Origin of the sequence: Colidextribacter sp. OB.20 (assembly GCF_009911595.1) — a bacterium.
Taxonomy (GTDB): Bacteria; Bacillota; Clostridia; order Oscillospirales; family Oscillospiraceae; genus Lawsonibacter.
Window position 1 is genome coordinate 1 of sequence record NZ_QWKG01000085.1, and the last position, 14,797, is coordinate 14,797.

The window sequence follows — 14,797 nt, forward strand, 5'->3', positions numbered from 1 at the left end:
TAGGCTCATGTTAATTGCTCCCTCTATTTCGACAGTTTTGTTTTTCCACTGTCTACTTTAGAGGGAGCATATCAATTTGATGTTTCAAAACCGCCGTCTATCAGTATCTTTCAACCGCAAAACAACGACTTTTGAGATATTTGCGCTTATTCGTTTATAAATTCTATATCAATATCTCCGTTGTTATTGATTGCGGCCAGCATTTTGCTTCCGTTGCCCTTTGCACTTGGTAAATTGCTCTCTCCTTTTTTGATGGAGCAGGTAATCGCATAATCATCATAGCTCCCGATGATCGTCCCGGTAATATCTCCGTTTTTGTTTTCCAGCGCGATGGAGTTTGCGGCGCTGATGTTCTCAAAGGAAATGTTTCCTCCGTTGGTAGATAAGGCCAGCTGGTCTGTCACGGTCAATGCGGGCAGGGATATGTCCTCTTTTGTGGTGCGGAGGGCCAACACGGAAAGAGCAGTATTGGGTATCTGGATCGTGATTTGATCCGCATCAGCAGATTTGCTCCCTCCGATGTAGTCCGTCCACGTTTTATCGCTTTCAGAGATCATCGTCAGAATACCGCTGTCAGACACGGAAATATCATAAAATTCTTTCGCGCTTTCCGCATAGTCAATATGAAATTGTCCATCGCCGGAGGGGATGACCAAAATTTCCCGGTCGGCTACTTTAACGTCAATTCCGCTGACCGTTACTCCCTCCGGCGTGTATGTCCTTGTTTCAAAGTTATCCCCCTCGTCAGAGCAGGCAGAGAGGGACGCGGACAGCACTAAAAGCGCCAATATCAGAGATAATTTTTTCTTCATTTCTATATGCCTTTCTTACAGTGTTTTCCGTTTCAAAACAGCCAAGCCAGCAGCACTCAGGGCGGCACTCAATCCCATACAGACAACGATATGGAGCAGCGTATTGGGATTAAACATAATCACTTTGAAAAATCCAGCCAAAAGCCCACGCAACGGGGCGATGGGTGTAAAAATACAAATGATGGCAACCAAAATAATGTCAGTGAGCCAGCCGTACCAATGGGGTTGCATGGATAGCAGAACATGGAGAAACACCATGCTCAGAAGCAGAAACACAGCTTGCTGAATAAAAGCAAAAAATACATTGTTTTCCATCCAGCCACATACGTCCATCAAGTTAATCACGGTTTGCGTATGGTTAAGAGGGTCAATCAAAAGGTGTATCCCTGTGTTGAGTAGGGAAATCAGAAGGGCAAGTCCCCCGTAACTGACCAACGCACCAAAATAAAAATCCTTTTTGCTGGCTCCCAAGTAAATCAATTTTTTGAAGTCATAAAACACAAAGAAAAACGGTGTCAGCACAGCCAAAACCATGTATAGTTTCCGTTACTTAAAGCAATGGCGGAGTCGCCGGAGGTCGTGGCGCAGAGGACCACCACTGCCGTAATAATAAAGCTGATTTTATTGCTGGCAAGCAGCCACTTTACAATGGAAAATGTTGCTTTCATGCCTTTACACCTCCCTTATGGCCCACCATTTGAACAAAAAAGTCTTGGAGGGAAAGCGGCGTAATTTCTAAAGACGCCTCATGCTTTGGCGGCTGGTCAAAAATATAGCTGGTCACAAGTCTACCCACGGCATCCTGCCCGATCACATTCAAATTGGCGGTTGCCGCATCCACATCTTTCTTTAGCCCACTGACACTGAACGCCTTTTCTTCCACGGCTTGCAGGGTATCAAAGAAGCGGATATGTCCCTTATCAATCATAATCAGTTTGTGGATTGTCTTTGCGATTTCTTCGATAATGTGAGTGGATACAATGATAATTCGGGGATGATGCTGAAAACTTTCGGTGAGCATTTCATAAAATTCTACCCGCATAATCGCGTCAAATCCCAAAACCGGTTCATCCAGAAGAATGACCGGGCGGTTGCTGGCCAGACAGACAATGGTGGAAACCATCGTTTTCATACCGAGGGAAAGCTGGTTGAATTTCTTCTTTCTGTCCAGTTCAAACCGCTCCATCATTTCCATAGCAAAGGAAAGGTCAAAGTCCGCATTTACTTCGGACGCAATCCGCAGGAGCTTTCCAACAGGCAGATTGAAATGCTTGGCGAAGTTTTCGATGTAACTGACCCCGGTATCCAGCGTTGCCGTTGAGATCGTCTTTCCGTCCACTTTGATTTGACCGCTGGTAACATTCTGATAGCCAGCAATCGACTTCAAAAAAGTGGTTTTGCCAGCGCCGTTTCGTCCCAGCAGGCAGTAAATGCCAGGTTCGTCTACGGTTAAGTCAATTTTGTTTAGCACAGACGACTGACCATATTGTTTTGTGACATTTCTCAGTTCTATCATGTCAATAATCCTCCTAACTGCACCAGAGTGGCAAACACTTGCAAGCAGGGACTCCCCGGTGTTATAATAGCATAAACCTTTACGTTACATTAAAGTCAAGAGGGAAATCAGGATGGATAAGAAATTCTTTTCAATCGGGGAGGCGGCGGAGCAGGCCCAAATGACGACCGTAACTCTCCGCCACTATGATCGCATTGGGCTGGTCAAACCCAGTAAGGTGGACAAACACACCCAATATCGGTACTACACCGCAGAGGATGTCGTCCGGCTGAACACGGTCCACGCCTTGCAACAGATGGACCTGCCGTTACAGGAAATCAAGCGGGTTTTGGAATATGACGACTTGGAAAAGATTATCGAATTTTTGGAGCAAGCAGAGCAGAAGGCAGACGAAAAAATTGCTTCCTTGCGGTACAGCAAATCAAAAATCCAACTGGCAAGAGCTGACTATGAGAAAAAGCTCCACCATTGGCAGACCCCAGAAGGGACGTTCACAAAGAAGTTTCCAAAGCGTATAGTCATGCTGGCCGACCCTGTTGAAAAAATTACGGTAGATGATTTGTGGAGCTATCAACGCCATTTTTATCAGCGTCTTTCTCCCGGACAGAAAAAACAATTTGCCTTTGAAGATTTGGCTGGCGTATATCGGGATAATTCCTCGGCCCGCTATTTTGCTGTGTGTACTCGCTATACGGAAATAGACGGACTAAAAATAATTCCTGCCGGGACATACTTGTGTGTTGACTGTACCGAGGAAAACTGGCAGGAAACTCTGGAAGAATTGGTGGAAATAGCGAAAACAGAATACCATGTAAGCCCCTCTTTCTCTTTACAGTTCGTGGTGATCTCCGGTATCCTACAATGGAAATACCAGCTTCAAGTTTGTATTGGGGTATAAATCAAGGCTGTTAGGAAAAGTGCCCTGGCTTTTGTGGTGGCTGGGAGGTGCGATAAATGGCAAGCAGGGCAAGTGTATAACACTTGCAATTTTCGCTTTGCGAAAATGCTTGTTGGGGTGCCCCAAACCCGCCGGAAGCCTCTGGACACCGTGTCCAGAGGCTTCCCTGTCTGCGGCCCCGTCGCTGACGCTCATGGGCCTTATGCGCTTACAGCGCCACCACCTCCGAAAGTTTCTCCAGCAGTTCAGAGAGAGGCACCCATAAATCCGTATAGTCCTTTTGCAGGGTCTTGATTTCTTCGGGGTAAACTCCGCCACAAGTATTCACCCTGACGGCGATTTGATTGAGATTATTTGCACACCGCCTTTGCAGGGAAACGATCTCTTTGACTGGCGCAAGGTCAATTTGGAGCACATAGCCGTTGAGAGCCATTTTTCTCATATACGCCGAAAGGTTGCGAATACCCACATCCGCCATGCGCTCCCGGATTTTTGCCTGTTCATCCGGGGACAGCCAGACACAAACGGACGTGCTCCGAATACGCTTTTTCCCAGCGACCAGCGTTGAGTGGTTTTCAGAGCTGCAAGGCATTGAATTTTGACCGCTCATAGATACCTCCCATAAATTCAGATGTTGACAGTATTTCGATAAATCGGGGGTGGGGAATGATACTATACCAGCTCCCACAAAACCGGAGCTGGAAACCCTTGCGGGGCAAGGCTTTGAGATTGCTAATTTTCAACACATCAGCCGTGGAAAGACAGCGGTTTGAGAGGAAAGCGGTTCGACCCTATCCCCCCGCCCTTTCCCTATCCAGGGAAAGGGGGCGGCTCTGGAGGATATATCCCCCGTCGCGCCTTGAGAGGTAGCACAGCCGGGACAGCCAGTCAAGGGTGCGGAGCACCGCCGCGCAGCGGCGGCTTTGCCCTTGACAGGCAGCCCCGGCTGTGCTATTGGGTGGCGCGGCGACGGGGGATACATCCAGCAGAGCCTCCGTGGAGGAAGCGGGGAAATGGGCGGGTCCCTTCTGGTCACGGTGTCCAGAAGATATACAAAAACACCGCTCCGATTTTTGTCGGAAGCGATGTTTTGCGTAAGGTTGACAGCCCATTAAATTGTTGTGTTTTTGTATGCTCTTGTTAAGGGAAGATAATTTGTAAAGATAGTAAATCCTTTTAGTAGAACTGATAATCCGAAGGGTGGAATGAAAGGGTAACGCCTTGAAACGCCCTCCCTGATACTCCGGCGGGCGCAGCCCAAAAGGCTGATGTCCGAAGCCCGGTGAAGTCGGCAGAGAGCTACCGTCTTGCGGCTGTTGGAACAACGCAACGAAAGCTGTCCAGAGGTGGATGGTGTGGCCTATATGCCGGGGGTCTATAAAATACCTATGGTGAGTATGCCGTGAATGGCTGACAAACCTGTGAAGTAAAGGTTCTAAACGCTCAAGCGCAGAAATGCGTCCTCCCACCAATTTGTGGGGCAAGTGTGGTGGAGTAAAAGCTTTTACTATGAAACACCATACGCCGTTACAGGCGGCGTCCAGCTTGCAGGCCCAGAGCAGGCACCTACGGGTATATATGAACAGATAGGATTATTGGAACGTGGTAAGTCACGGGCGTTCCCCATTTGGAGCGTTGCGGTCGAAACATATAAGCCGCTTAACCCGTGATGAAAGTGGTGCCACAGTACCAATGAAGCGGTGACAATAAGCCGTGGAGGGATAGGCACCAGTCGTTGAAAATCTCAACAATCTAAAGATGAATTTGAACCCAAGGATATTGTCAGTCGTCAGGAGCTTTTATAGGATGTTATTAAATCCTCGGAAACGCCTGGAAACACAAGGGTTTAAGCAAGTCAACAACTCAATCCCCGTTATCCTGTCCCGCCCCCTTTTAAGGGTTTCATGGGAGCTGGCAAGGGAAAAATCAAGGGAAGATATAGGATTTTGGAGCGTCAAGGATAAGGCAAGCGTGGGCTGTCGTGATGTGATTAGCCAAGAAACTTGCACCCTATATCGGCCCAAAACTTCATACACGACAGAAAAACGGACATCGGAAGATGCCCGTTTTTTCATTCTCTGGAGGTGAGATATTTTGAGTACCCCCAACACGTCCCCTCCCAAGCGGCGGGGCAGACCACCCAAGGTGAAGGAGACCCCGGCCCCCACACCCCCGCCCCAGGGCGAGATGGTTGTCCCCATCCCCCTGGCGGAGCTGCACCCATTTCCTAACCACCCGTTCAAAGTGAGGGATGATGATGCCATGAAGGAGACCATGGAGAGCGTGAAAGAGTATGGTGTGCTGACCCCGGCCATTGTCCGGCCCCGCGAGGCGGGCGGCTATGAGATCGTGGCGGGCCACCGCCGCAAACATGCCTGTGAGCTGGCAGGCCTGACCGCTCTGCCCGCCCTGGTCCGTAATCTGGACGATGACACCGCCACCATCCTGATGGTGGACAGCAACATCCAGCGGGAGAACATCCTGCCCAGCGAGAGGGCGCAGGCGTACAAGATGAAACTGGAGGCCATCAAACGCCGCGCTGGGAGGCGCACCAAAGAGGCCGAAAATAATTCGCCGAATTATTCGGCGAATTTCCGAAGTGATGATGAAATCGGCGCGGCCATGGGTATGAGCGGCGATACCGTCCGCAATTACATTTCCCTGACCCAGCTGGTCCCGGAGCTTCAGCAGATGGTGGATGATAAGCGGATTGCCGTAACCCCGGCCTATCAGATCGCCGCCTTGAAGCCGGAGGAACAGGCGCTTTTGGTGGAGACCATCGAAAGCGAACAGGCCACCCCCTCCGTCTCCCAGGCCCAGCGCATGAAAAAGTTAAGCCAGTCCGGGGAGCTGAACGAGGACACCATGCTCTCCATCATGTCGGCGGAGAAGAAGCCGGAGGTTGACAAAATCGTGCTGACTGGCGATACCCTCCGCAAATACTTCCCCCGCTCCTACACGCCCCGGAAGATGGAGGAGACCATCATCAAACTGTTGGAGGCATGGCAGAAGAAGCGCCAGCGCAGCCAGGAACGCTAATCGAATACGGGACAGGCACACCGGACAGGGAATCTCTCTGCCCGGTTTTTTCGTGTCCTGGAAAGGAGACACACGTTGTATATCAACACATTCCAATACAAGCCGGAGCATGTGGACTGCCGCCTCTGCACCAAGTACGCCGGTAAGATAAAGGGCTGCACCGCTCAGGGCTGTCCCTGGCTGGCGGAGCGAATCGAGGCCGGAGTGGTGGGGTATGAGGAAGCCGTCATGGAGACGTTCCCCCGCAACGCCCATCTGGATGCCCGCCTGCACACGGCCATCCGGCGCTTTACCGGGTCCTTATTCCTCTCCCCCGCCCATCAGGGCCGCATGGAGCGTCTGAAAGCGCGGGAGGGCTTCCGCCGGAAGCGGGACACCCCGGCCTACTTCGCCGCCATGTATCTGCTCACCGCCAACGATGACCTCTTTCTCCGGTCCGCCAACTGCTTTTGCAGGCATGGCATTGAGTTTGACTATGGGACGCTGAAAGACATCTCCCCCCATTGTTACACCCTGTTCTCTGCGGCGCGGGACATCTACGCGGAGGGGTCCGGCGTGGCCCTGGCCGACCTCGCCAACAACGAAGTGGTGGACACCTTGGCGTTCAGCCTGATCGTCAACGCCCTCCTGGTAGCCCGGTACGGCCCCGCTGTGCTGGCAATTAAGGAAAGGAGCCGGAAATGAAGCCCCTCCATCTGCCCATCACCGGGCATGACCTGCTGGCGGTGGAACGGTTCCGGGACAGTACCCGCCACATGATCGAGTTTCTGGTGCTGGCCGACTGCCCCATGGGGAAGCCGGGGGAGTACATCCGGCGCTTTCTCACCGAGGGCGGCTACGGGGAGGCCCTTGCCTGTGCGCGGCAGGGCAGCATCCAAATCCGTAAACACGCCAGCATCATCGAGGGGCACATCCTGCCCGACAAGCCGAGAAAACGGCGCAAAAACTGATAGGAGGTAGATCACCATGTATTCTGTGGATTCACTGGAGTACGCCATTGGGGAGCTGTACCGCTCCGGCATCGGAGAGAACAGCGGCCTTTCCGCCGACGAGGTAGCGGAGCTGCTGGACGGCATTGACTTCCATGCTCTGCTCCAGGCCGTCCGGCATCACGCCGAGACTGTCTTTGCCTTCGCCACCCAGGGCAACCAGCCCAAGTCCTTCAATTACCGGGGGGCGGAGCTGTTCGGCCAGCGGGCCACGCTGCTGTATGACGATTTTGACCAGAGTACCGCCGAGGCCGTCCTGACCACCCGCAGCGTGGAGCTGTGGCTGCTGGAGGATATGACCGTCACCGCCGTTGCCAGCGTGTCCGTGGTCTGCGAGGGCGGCGCGTATGTGGCCGAGTACCGGGAGGACCGGGGCGACCCGTGGGCCAGCGGCATGTGCCTGGACCTGGAGGAGCTGACGGACCGGCTGGACAAGCTGTGCTGGCCCGTCCATGAGAATGAGATTCCCGTTTACGAGCTGTAAACGGCGGGAGAGGAGCGAAAAAAGGCAGTTCTCCCGGCATGGGAGCTGTAAACAGTAACGAAACCTTTTCGGCGGTCTCCCTCTCTGGTGGAAAAGACAGCTCCTGTCTTTTACTGCTGATGATCGAGAAGGGCCTGCCCATCGACTGCGTACTCTACGCGGACACTGGCATGGAGTTCCCGGAGATGGAGGCCCATATCGCCAAACTGGACGATTTTCTCTATCAGGAGCGCGGCATCCACATTACCACCCTGCGGCATCCCCACGGCTTTGAGTGGATGATGTTTGAGGAACCAAAACAGAAAGTAAGCTGCCTGGAACGCCGCGCCCGGTTGGGGATTCCAACCTATGGAAACGGCTGGCCAGGAATTAAGGTGCGCTGGTGTACTGGACAGCTGAAAACACATCTCATCACAAAAGAAGTCAACCGGCTGAAAAAGGAGAAAAATGCCCTGCACCATATCGGCATCGCCGCCGATGAAGCCCACCGCTGCAAGGAAGATTACCATAACCGCTATCCCCTTGTGGAATGGGGTATTACCGAGGCCCAAGCCCTGCAAGTCTGCTATAACCGGGGCTACGATTGGGGCGGATTGTACGAGATATACCGCCGCGCCTCATGCTGGTGCTGTCCATTCCAGCGCATAGACGAGCTGAGAAAGCTCCGCCATCACCACCCGGAGCTGTGGGCACGTCTGCTGGATATGGACAATCGGGCGCGGGTCATGTTCGGCTCCAGCCCGCTGGGACAGTTCAAAAAGGATTGGAGCGTGGCGAGGCTGGAGGAACGCTTTGCCCGCGAGGATGCGGCGGACACCGCATAAGTCAAAATCTACTGAGGAAGTGAGTGAAGAATGGCCGTTTATCGTGTAGAACGGACGCGGGATTACACAGTGATGTCGAACCATCACTTGAAGGACCCCGGCCTGTCTCTGAAAGCAAAGGGGCTGCTGGCAATCATGCTGTCCCTCCCGGACGACTGGAACTATTCCACCCGTGGCCTCGCCGCCATCTGCAAGGAGGGCGTGGAGGCCATTGGGAACACCTTGAAGGAGCTGGAAAAGGCGGGCTATGTGGTGCGCCGCCAGCTGCGGGGAGAGCATGGGCGCGTGGGCAGCGTGGAGTACACCATCTATGAGAAGCCCCAAACGCCGCCCCTGGCCCCCTCCGGCCCGGACGCGCCCTCACCGCACACGGGTTCACCGGATACGGCTTCACCGTGTACGGGTTTCCCGGATACGGTAAAGCCGGATGCGGTTTCCCCGGATGCGGCTGTGCCGGATACGGAAAACCCGGCGCAATTAAATACTAAGAAAACGAATCCCCGTAAAAAACAAAATACTTATCGACCAAATACTCATTCATTCTGTCCCCAGCCCCCTCCGGGGCCTGGGTCCGCGCCTGCGGCGGAAGGAATGACGGAAGTGTATGAGAAGCGGGATGAGATTCGGGATCAGATTGAATACGACCTGATTGCCGACAGCACCAACCGGGAGCAGATCAATGAGCTGGTGGAGATCATGCTGGAGGTCGCTTTGTCCAGAGCGCCCACTATGAAGGTCGGGCGGGATGCGGAGTACCCCACCGCCCTGGTTCAGCAGCGGTTTGAGCTTATCAACAGCAGCCACATTGAGAAGGTCCTGGACGGCATCCGGGAGAACACCACCCGCGTCTGGAATACCAGGGCCTATTTGCTGGCGGCGCTGTTCAACGCCCCCGCTACCACGGACAATCACTACACGATGCTGGTCAACCACGACCTCTACGGCGGCAGATAGCCGCTTTTTTCTTTACCCGAACACGGGAGAAAGGAGCTTTCCATGAAGCGACCCCTTGCCTACATCACCGCCGCCTGGGACGGCAACGAGTACGAAAACACCGAGACCGCCGCCCGGTACTGCCGTCAGGTGTACGAGGCTGGCTATTCCCCCATCTGCCCTATCCTGCTCACCGCCCGTTTCCTCCAGGATGCGGTCCCCCAGGAGCATAAGGACGGCATCGACATGGCGCGGGACTACCTCCGGCGCTCCCGCGTCCTGGTGGTCTGCGGGCGGACCGTGGACGAGACGGTGAAAAATGACATCGCCACCGCCCAGCGCCTGCGGATCACCGCCACCACCCTTGACGGCATCCTCGCCGTCAAGCTCCAGGGGAGGTGACGGCCCATGCAGGAGGAAGTGGAGAACAGAACGCTGACGCTGATGGTCAACGGCAGCAAGTTTACCGGGCGGATGTTCAAAGCGGCCATCGCCAAGTACATGGCCCACCGGAAGGAAGTCAAGCACCAGAAGCAGCAGAAGCGGGAAACAGCTGTGATTCCCCACGGCAAGCAGACGGTGAAGCAGCTGATTGGGCAGGACCAGGGCGTGTCCAACATTGAGCTGACGGACCCCTCCATCCGGCAGTTTGACCGTATCGCCCGGAAATATGGCGTAGACTACGCCATCAAGCGGGACCGGAGCAGCAATCCGCCCAAGTTTCTGATTTTCTTCAAGAGCCGGGACGCGGACGCGCTGACCTCCGCGTTCAATGAGTACGTCGGGAAGAAGGTCAAAAAGGCTTCCCGGCCCTCGGTGCTGCAACGGCTGGCTCACTTTAAAGAGCTGGTGAAGAATACCGTTGTCAACCGGGAGAAACGGAGGGAGTTGGAACGGTGAAGCAGATCAACGTGAAAAAGCTGGTGCTGCTGAATCTTCCCTATGTGTTCCTCGGCCTGTATGCCTCCAAGCTGGGGCAGGCGTGGCGGCTGGCGGCGGGGGCGGACGCTTCCGAGAAGCTGCTGCACATCATGGACGGCTTTGCCGCCGCCTTCCAGTCCGCCCTGCCCAGCTTCCATCCCGCCGATCTGGTGGTGGGGCTGCTGTGCGGCGCGGCCCTCCGGCTGGCGGTCTACATGAAGGGCAAGAACGCCAAGAAATACCGCCACGGCATGGAGTACGGGACCGCACGTTGGGGCAGTTCCCAAGACATCGCCCCTTATATCGCCCCGAAATTCGAGGACAACATCATCCTGACGCAGACGGAGCGGCTCACCATGAACAGCCGCCCCAAGGACCCCAAAACCGCCCGGAACAAAAACGTGCTGGTGATTGGCGGTTCCGGCTCCGGCAAGACCCGGTTTTTTCTGAAACCGAGTACGTCCGTAAGGGCAGAGTGACGCCTGCCCGCGGAGCTGTTGAAATCCCACCTTGAGCAAGTGGTGGACAAGGTATCACGCGGTGGTCATTCCACAGGGAGAAGGAGGCCCACACAGACCACACAACGCAACCCATCATCCCCCGTCTAACCCCGAAAGGGAAACCGGAGGGCGACCATAGCATGACGGAGTACACGGGCCGGTACGAGCTTCACGGACGGCGGCGTGGAGGGATGAAAAGATGTGCATGAGGATGAAAGCTATACTGCCTGCTTGACAGCCAGAGATTGGGCCCAGACAGTGCCCCCGGCGTATGGAAGCTAAACCCGCCGGCGCTCCTGACAAAGTTAGTGTTCGGCTCTATCTTTGCAGATACCCGGAGTGAATCCAGCCACGGGAAAGTGGAAAATGGCGAACGTCACATACCGACAGCACATCACGCTCGTTTCAGCAGTTCTAAACGGAGATTGCTCTAAAGCGGAGCGCCGCAATCGTGCGGCTATGGGAGCTATGAGAAAAGCGGCCCTGAAAATCCGCCAAGGCAACGGAGCTGTCATAGTAGTCTGAGGACCCTGGATCGACAGGGATCGCCGTAAAAACGGAAGCGAATAATGACGCCCACATGGCGAAGGACAGCGGCCAATCATTTTGATACAAGAGAGGACGGTGCGCGAGGCACCATGAGAAATCCGATTGATGTATTGAAGCTCCTCACGGAGAAAGCAAGTGTAAAAGGCTATACTTTTGAGCGGTTATACCGCAATCTGTATAACCCGGACTTCTATCTGCTGGCCTACAAGAATATTGCGGCCTCACCGGGCAGCATGACCACAGGCGCGGATGGATTGTCCATCGACAATATGAGCATGGGTCGTATCAACAAAATCATCAAATCCCTGAAAGACCAGACCTACCAGCCCAATCCGGCTCGGAGGACGTACATCGCCAAGAAAAATAACCCGGCGAAGCAACGCCCTTTGGGTATCCCTTCCACCAACGATAAGCTGGTGCAGGAAATCATTCGGATGCTGCTGGAGGCCATCTACGAACCCACCTTTTCCAAATGTTTACGGTTAGAGGGAAGTAATTTCAGATTAGGCGGTATAGCCCCGATTACAAGGGCTGTACCGTCTTTTCTTGCGCTCAACGAGCGCATATTCTTTATGCGCCTTGCCGTTTCGGCTGCGTGGCAGAAAGGAAATTGATTTCCCCTACAAAGTTGAAAACAATATCCACTTTCTGTACCCGTTTCCCGTCCACCTTTTCCGGCGCATGGACTATGATTTTCTTGATAAATTCATTGACGATTGCGGGGGTAAGTTCCTTTATCCCCACATATTTGCGGATAATCGCGGCGAAGCTGTCAAAATCGCTTTTGTTCTGTTCGTAGGTATCGACTTCCTGCTGGTCTGCCTTGACCTTCTCTTCCAGTTCCCGCTGTTCCGCTTCATATTCTGCGGACAGCTTCAAAAACCTGTCATGACTGATTGCGCCGCTTATGTCGTCCTCATAAATCCGCTTGAAGATACGGTCAAGTTCTACAATCCGTTTTTTTGCCTGTCCGACTTCCCGTTTTCTTCGCTTCATTTCCTTTTCTGTTTCAGCGGAGCGTTGCTGATACATCATTTCATGGAAAGCCATGATGTCATCAAAGAAAAGGGCGGTCACATCAAATATCCTGCTCCATACGATTTGCTTCAACACTTCTTCGCGGATAAAGTGAGCCGTACAGCTTCCAGTATTGCTCTTGTACTTTGCACAGCGGTAATGGTCTTGTGAGCCGTTAAAACTCTTACAGGTAACAAAGTGTAATTTACTCCCGCAGTCTGCACAGTATACCAAGCCGGAGAACAGGGCTTGCCGTTCTGCTTTTGTGGGGCGGCGTTTGTTCGCCCTAAGTTCCTGCACCCGTTCAAAAACAGCGTCCTCTACAATCGCTTCATGGGTATTATAGAAAATTGCCTGCTGTTCCTTTGTGGTTGGAATCCGCTTTTTCAGTTTGTGGGATTTGGAATAGCTTTTAAAGTTTACCGTATGCCCGCAGTAGTCCATGCGCTCCAAAATGCCGACAATGGTACTATCTCTCCAGTCATAAGGGCTGTCGGGGAGTGCTTTCCCCTTTTTCTTTGCGTAATACGCTTTTGCTATCAGCACATTATCCGCTTTGAGGATTTTTGCTATCTGCGCAGGTCCTTTCCCACCGATACATAAATCAAAAATGCGTTTCACCACAGCGGCGGCTTCCTCGTCTACAATCCATTGCTTTTTGTCCGTAGGGCTTACTATGTAGCCATAGGGCGGCTTTGTCAGGTGTTCCCCCGCCTGTCCTTGCGCCCGTTTGATTGCCCGTACCTTTTTGCTTGTATCTTTGGCATACCACACGATACGGTTCTATGACCCAAAAACCATAGAGAAAAGAGTGCGATTTTAGCGAGAAAAGGCAGAAGATAGTGGGTGGTGACGTATGACGGCCAGAAAAATTCATTCATAGCAGTCTGCAATACGGCTCCCCATTCCCATACCCGAAAAAATATGTTGGCTGGTATGTTTTCCTGTATACGCAGTGATGAAAATGAAAATAAAGTTGAAAAATGGCAATATGGGTGAAAATCCAGGTAAGGCGTTCCGAAAGGGACGCCTTTTTTGTTGCCTGAAAGGAGAGCCAGAACATGGCCGGAGAAACATCCTTTGATTATTACTACGGCGACGAAAGCAGCCAGTTTTCCTTTTACCGTATTCCCCGCCAGCTTATCACCGGCGAACGTTTCAAACACCTGTCCACGGACGCCAAACTGCTATACGGCCTGCTGCTGGACCGCATGGGCCTGTCCGCCAAGAACGGATGGTACGATGAACAGGGCCGCGTCTTTATCTACTACACACTGGACGAGATACAGGAGGATCTGAATTGCGCCCACGGAAAAGCGGTCAAACTCCTGTCCGAGCTGGACACAGGAAACGGTTTTGGCCTGATTGAGCGCGTCAAACAGGGCCAGGGCCGTCCCACCAAAATTTTCGTCAAGCGGTTCACTACCCGCGAGAAACCACCGCAACCCGCTGTGCCACAAGATATTCCCAGACTTCCGATTTTCGGAAGTCAAGACTTCTCAAAATCGGAAGTCAAGAGTTCCGAAAAACGGCAGTCAAGACTTCCGATTATCGGAAGTGCAGACTTCCGAAAAACAGACGCAAGTTATATTAAATCAAATCAAACTGATCTCAGTCAGCTTAATCCATCTATCCTTCCATCCGGTTCCCTGGCCGGTTCAGGATTGATGGATAGATTCGAGTGCAGGAGAGAAGTGGATGAGGCTATTGGCTATGAGAGCCTATGCAGCCAATTCAACCGAGAGGACGTGGACGAGATCGCAGAGCTGATTGTTGATATTCTCTGTACTACCCGCTCCACCCTTCGCATAGGCGGCGAGGAGCTGCCTATCGCCCAGGTAAAAGACCGCTTTTACAAGCTGGACTCCGCACACCTGGAATATGTTTTTGACTGTATGCGGAACAACACCACGCAGATACGCAACATCCGGGCCTACCTGCTGACCGCCTTATACAACGCGCCAACTACCATCAACAATTACTATCAGGCGGCAGTACAGCATGATTTTGGCCCTTAATATCGGTTGATAATGCGTCTCAAGTTGAGACGCATTTTTCGACATAATCTGAAAATAGGAGGAACACAATATGGCTGCGAAAAAAGAAAATCCCCTAAAAGGGGCGTTCCGTGCCCCGGTCCCCGGTGAACCGCCCCCTGCTGGGCCCGCCGAGGATAAGAAGCCGCCCAAGGACGCACTCGACCCCAAGGCCACCGGCACCATCCCTACCAAGGCTGATGAGGGGAAGAAGCCCGCCGACCCGCCCAAGGAGGCTCCCGGCACCAAGGCCACCGGCACCACCCCCGACAAGGCTGA

General features: G+C 53.2%; 17 protein-coding genes and 2 pseudogenes. 13 read left to right on the forward strand and 6 right to left on the reverse strand.

Annotation, left to right across the window (positions count from 1 at the left end):
- Positions 1–146 precede the first annotated feature (146 nt).
- The 4 genes from D1641_RS16920 to D1641_RS16935 are packed head-to-tail and all read right to left on the reverse strand — an operon-like array spanning position 147 to position 2,328.
- Positions 147–812 (reverse strand): DUF4097 family beta strand repeat-containing protein, encoded by a 666-nt coding sequence (locus D1641_RS16920; protein ID WP_160667792.1) that lies wholly within the window; start codon positions 810–812, stop codon positions 147–149.
- Between the two features lie 15 nt (positions 813–827).
- Positions 828–1,346, reverse strand: a complete 519-nt coding sequence (locus D1641_RS16925) for a hypothetical protein (RefSeq protein ID WP_160667794.1) — start codon at positions 1,344–1,346, stop codon at positions 828–830.
- The gene (locus D1641_RS16930) at positions 1,328–1,480 is read right to left on the reverse strand and encodes a hypothetical protein (protein ID WP_160667796.1); all 153 of its coding nucleotides are present in this window, start codon (positions 1,478–1,480) and stop codon (positions 1,328–1,330) included. The genes D1641_RS16925 and D1641_RS16930 overlap by 19 nt, the downstream gene beginning before the upstream one ends.
- A complete protein-coding gene (locus D1641_RS16935; RefSeq protein WP_160667799.1) occupies positions 1,477–2,328 on the reverse strand; it encodes an ABC transporter ATP-binding protein in 852 nt (283 codons plus the stop codon). The genes D1641_RS16930 and D1641_RS16935 overlap by 4 nt, the downstream gene beginning before the upstream one ends.
- A gap of 112 nt (positions 2,329–2,440) precedes the next feature.
- Here D1641_RS16935 and D1641_RS16940 point away from each other — a divergent pair, with 112 nt between their 5' ends.
- On the forward strand, positions 2,441–3,226 hold the full coding sequence (locus tag D1641_RS16940; protein WP_160667801.1) for a helix-turn-helix domain-containing protein: 786 nt from the start codon (positions 2,441–2,443) through the stop codon (positions 3,224–3,226).
- A gap of 208 nt (positions 3,227–3,434) precedes the next feature.
- Here D1641_RS16940 and mobC read toward each other — a convergent pair whose 3' ends face one another.
- Positions 3,435–3,836, reverse strand: a complete 402-nt coding sequence (mobC, locus tag D1641_RS16945) for a plasmid mobilization relaxosome protein MobC (RefSeq protein WP_243149451.1) — start codon at positions 3,834–3,836, stop codon at positions 3,435–3,437.
- Between the two features lie 1,535 nt (positions 3,837–5,371).
- Here mobC and D1641_RS16950 point away from each other — a divergent pair.
- The 10 genes and pseudogenes from D1641_RS16950 to D1641_RS16995 form a co-directional block, all read left to right on the forward strand.
- Entirely contained in the window at positions 5,372–6,265 is an 894-nt protein-coding gene (locus D1641_RS16950; RefSeq protein ID WP_347707464.1) for a ParB/RepB/Spo0J family partition protein, read from the forward strand.
- 75 nt (positions 6,266–6,340) lie between these two features.
- The gene (locus D1641_RS16955; RefSeq protein ID WP_160667803.1) at positions 6,341–6,949 is read left to right on the forward strand and encodes a hypothetical protein; all 609 of its coding nucleotides are present in this window, start codon (positions 6,341–6,343) and stop codon (positions 6,947–6,949) included.
- Positions 6,946–7,215, forward strand: coding sequence for a DUF5720 family protein (locus D1641_RS16960; protein ID WP_160667805.1), 270 nt, complete (start codon positions 6,946–6,948; stop codon positions 7,213–7,215). Before D1641_RS16955 ends, D1641_RS16960 begins: the two co-directional genes overlap by 4 nt.
- A gap of 16 nt (positions 7,216–7,231) precedes the next feature.
- Entirely contained in the window at positions 7,232–7,738 is a 507-nt protein-coding gene (locus tag D1641_RS16965; RefSeq protein ID WP_160667807.1) for a hypothetical protein, read from the forward strand.
- A 38-nt stretch (positions 7,739–7,776) separates the two neighbouring features.
- A complete protein-coding gene (locus tag D1641_RS16970) occupies positions 7,777–8,562 on the forward strand; it encodes a phosphoadenosine phosphosulfate reductase family protein (RefSeq protein WP_160667809.1) in 786 nt (261 codons plus the stop codon).
- A gap of 30 nt (positions 8,563–8,592) precedes the next feature.
- Positions 8,593–9,516: a DUF6017 domain-containing protein gene (locus D1641_RS16975; protein ID WP_160667811.1), complete on the forward strand. Its 924-nt coding sequence runs from the start codon at positions 8,593–8,595 to the stop codon at positions 9,514–9,516.
- Positions 9,517–9,558: 42 nt separating this feature from the next.
- Positions 9,559–9,897 carry a hypothetical protein gene (locus D1641_RS16980; RefSeq protein ID WP_160667813.1) on the forward strand — a complete coding sequence of 113 codons (339 nt, stop codon included), beginning with the start codon at positions 9,559–9,561 and terminating at the stop codon, positions 9,895–9,897.
- A gap of 6 nt (positions 9,898–9,903) precedes the next feature.
- On the forward strand, positions 9,904–10,395 hold the full coding sequence (locus tag D1641_RS16985) for a PcfB family protein (RefSeq protein ID WP_160667815.1): 492 nt from the start codon (positions 9,904–9,906) through the stop codon (positions 10,393–10,395).
- A pseudogene (locus tag D1641_RS16990) lies at positions 10,392–10,874 on the forward strand (type IV secretory system conjugative DNA transfer family protein); the annotation flags it as partial. The gene D1641_RS16985 and the pseudogene D1641_RS16990, both read left to right, overlap by 4 nt.
- Positions 10,875–11,554: 680 nt before the next feature.
- Positions 11,555–11,935 (forward strand): annotated as a pseudogene (locus D1641_RS16995) (group II intron reverse transcriptase/maturase); the annotation flags it as partial.
- A gap of 100 nt (positions 11,936–12,035) precedes the next feature.
- Here D1641_RS16995 and D1641_RS17000 read toward each other — a convergent pair.
- On the reverse strand, positions 12,036–13,256 hold the full coding sequence (locus tag D1641_RS17000) for a DUF4368 domain-containing protein (RefSeq protein WP_347707463.1): 1,221 nt from the start codon (positions 13,254–13,256) through the stop codon (positions 12,036–12,038).
- 287 nt (positions 13,257–13,543) lie between these two features.
- On the opposite strand from D1641_RS17000, the gene D1641_RS17005 reads away from it, so the two are divergent.
- Together D1641_RS17005 and D1641_RS17010 are read left to right on the forward strand one after the other, a co-directional pair.
- Positions 13,544–14,500 carry a DUF6017 domain-containing protein gene (locus tag D1641_RS17005; protein WP_160667819.1) on the forward strand — a complete coding sequence of 319 codons (957 nt, stop codon included), beginning with the start codon at positions 13,544–13,546 and terminating at the stop codon, positions 14,498–14,500.
- Positions 14,501–14,570: 70 nt separating this feature from the next.
- On the forward strand, positions 14,571–14,797 hold a 227-nt coding region (locus tag D1641_RS17010; protein WP_201757417.1), incomplete at its 3' end, for a hypothetical protein.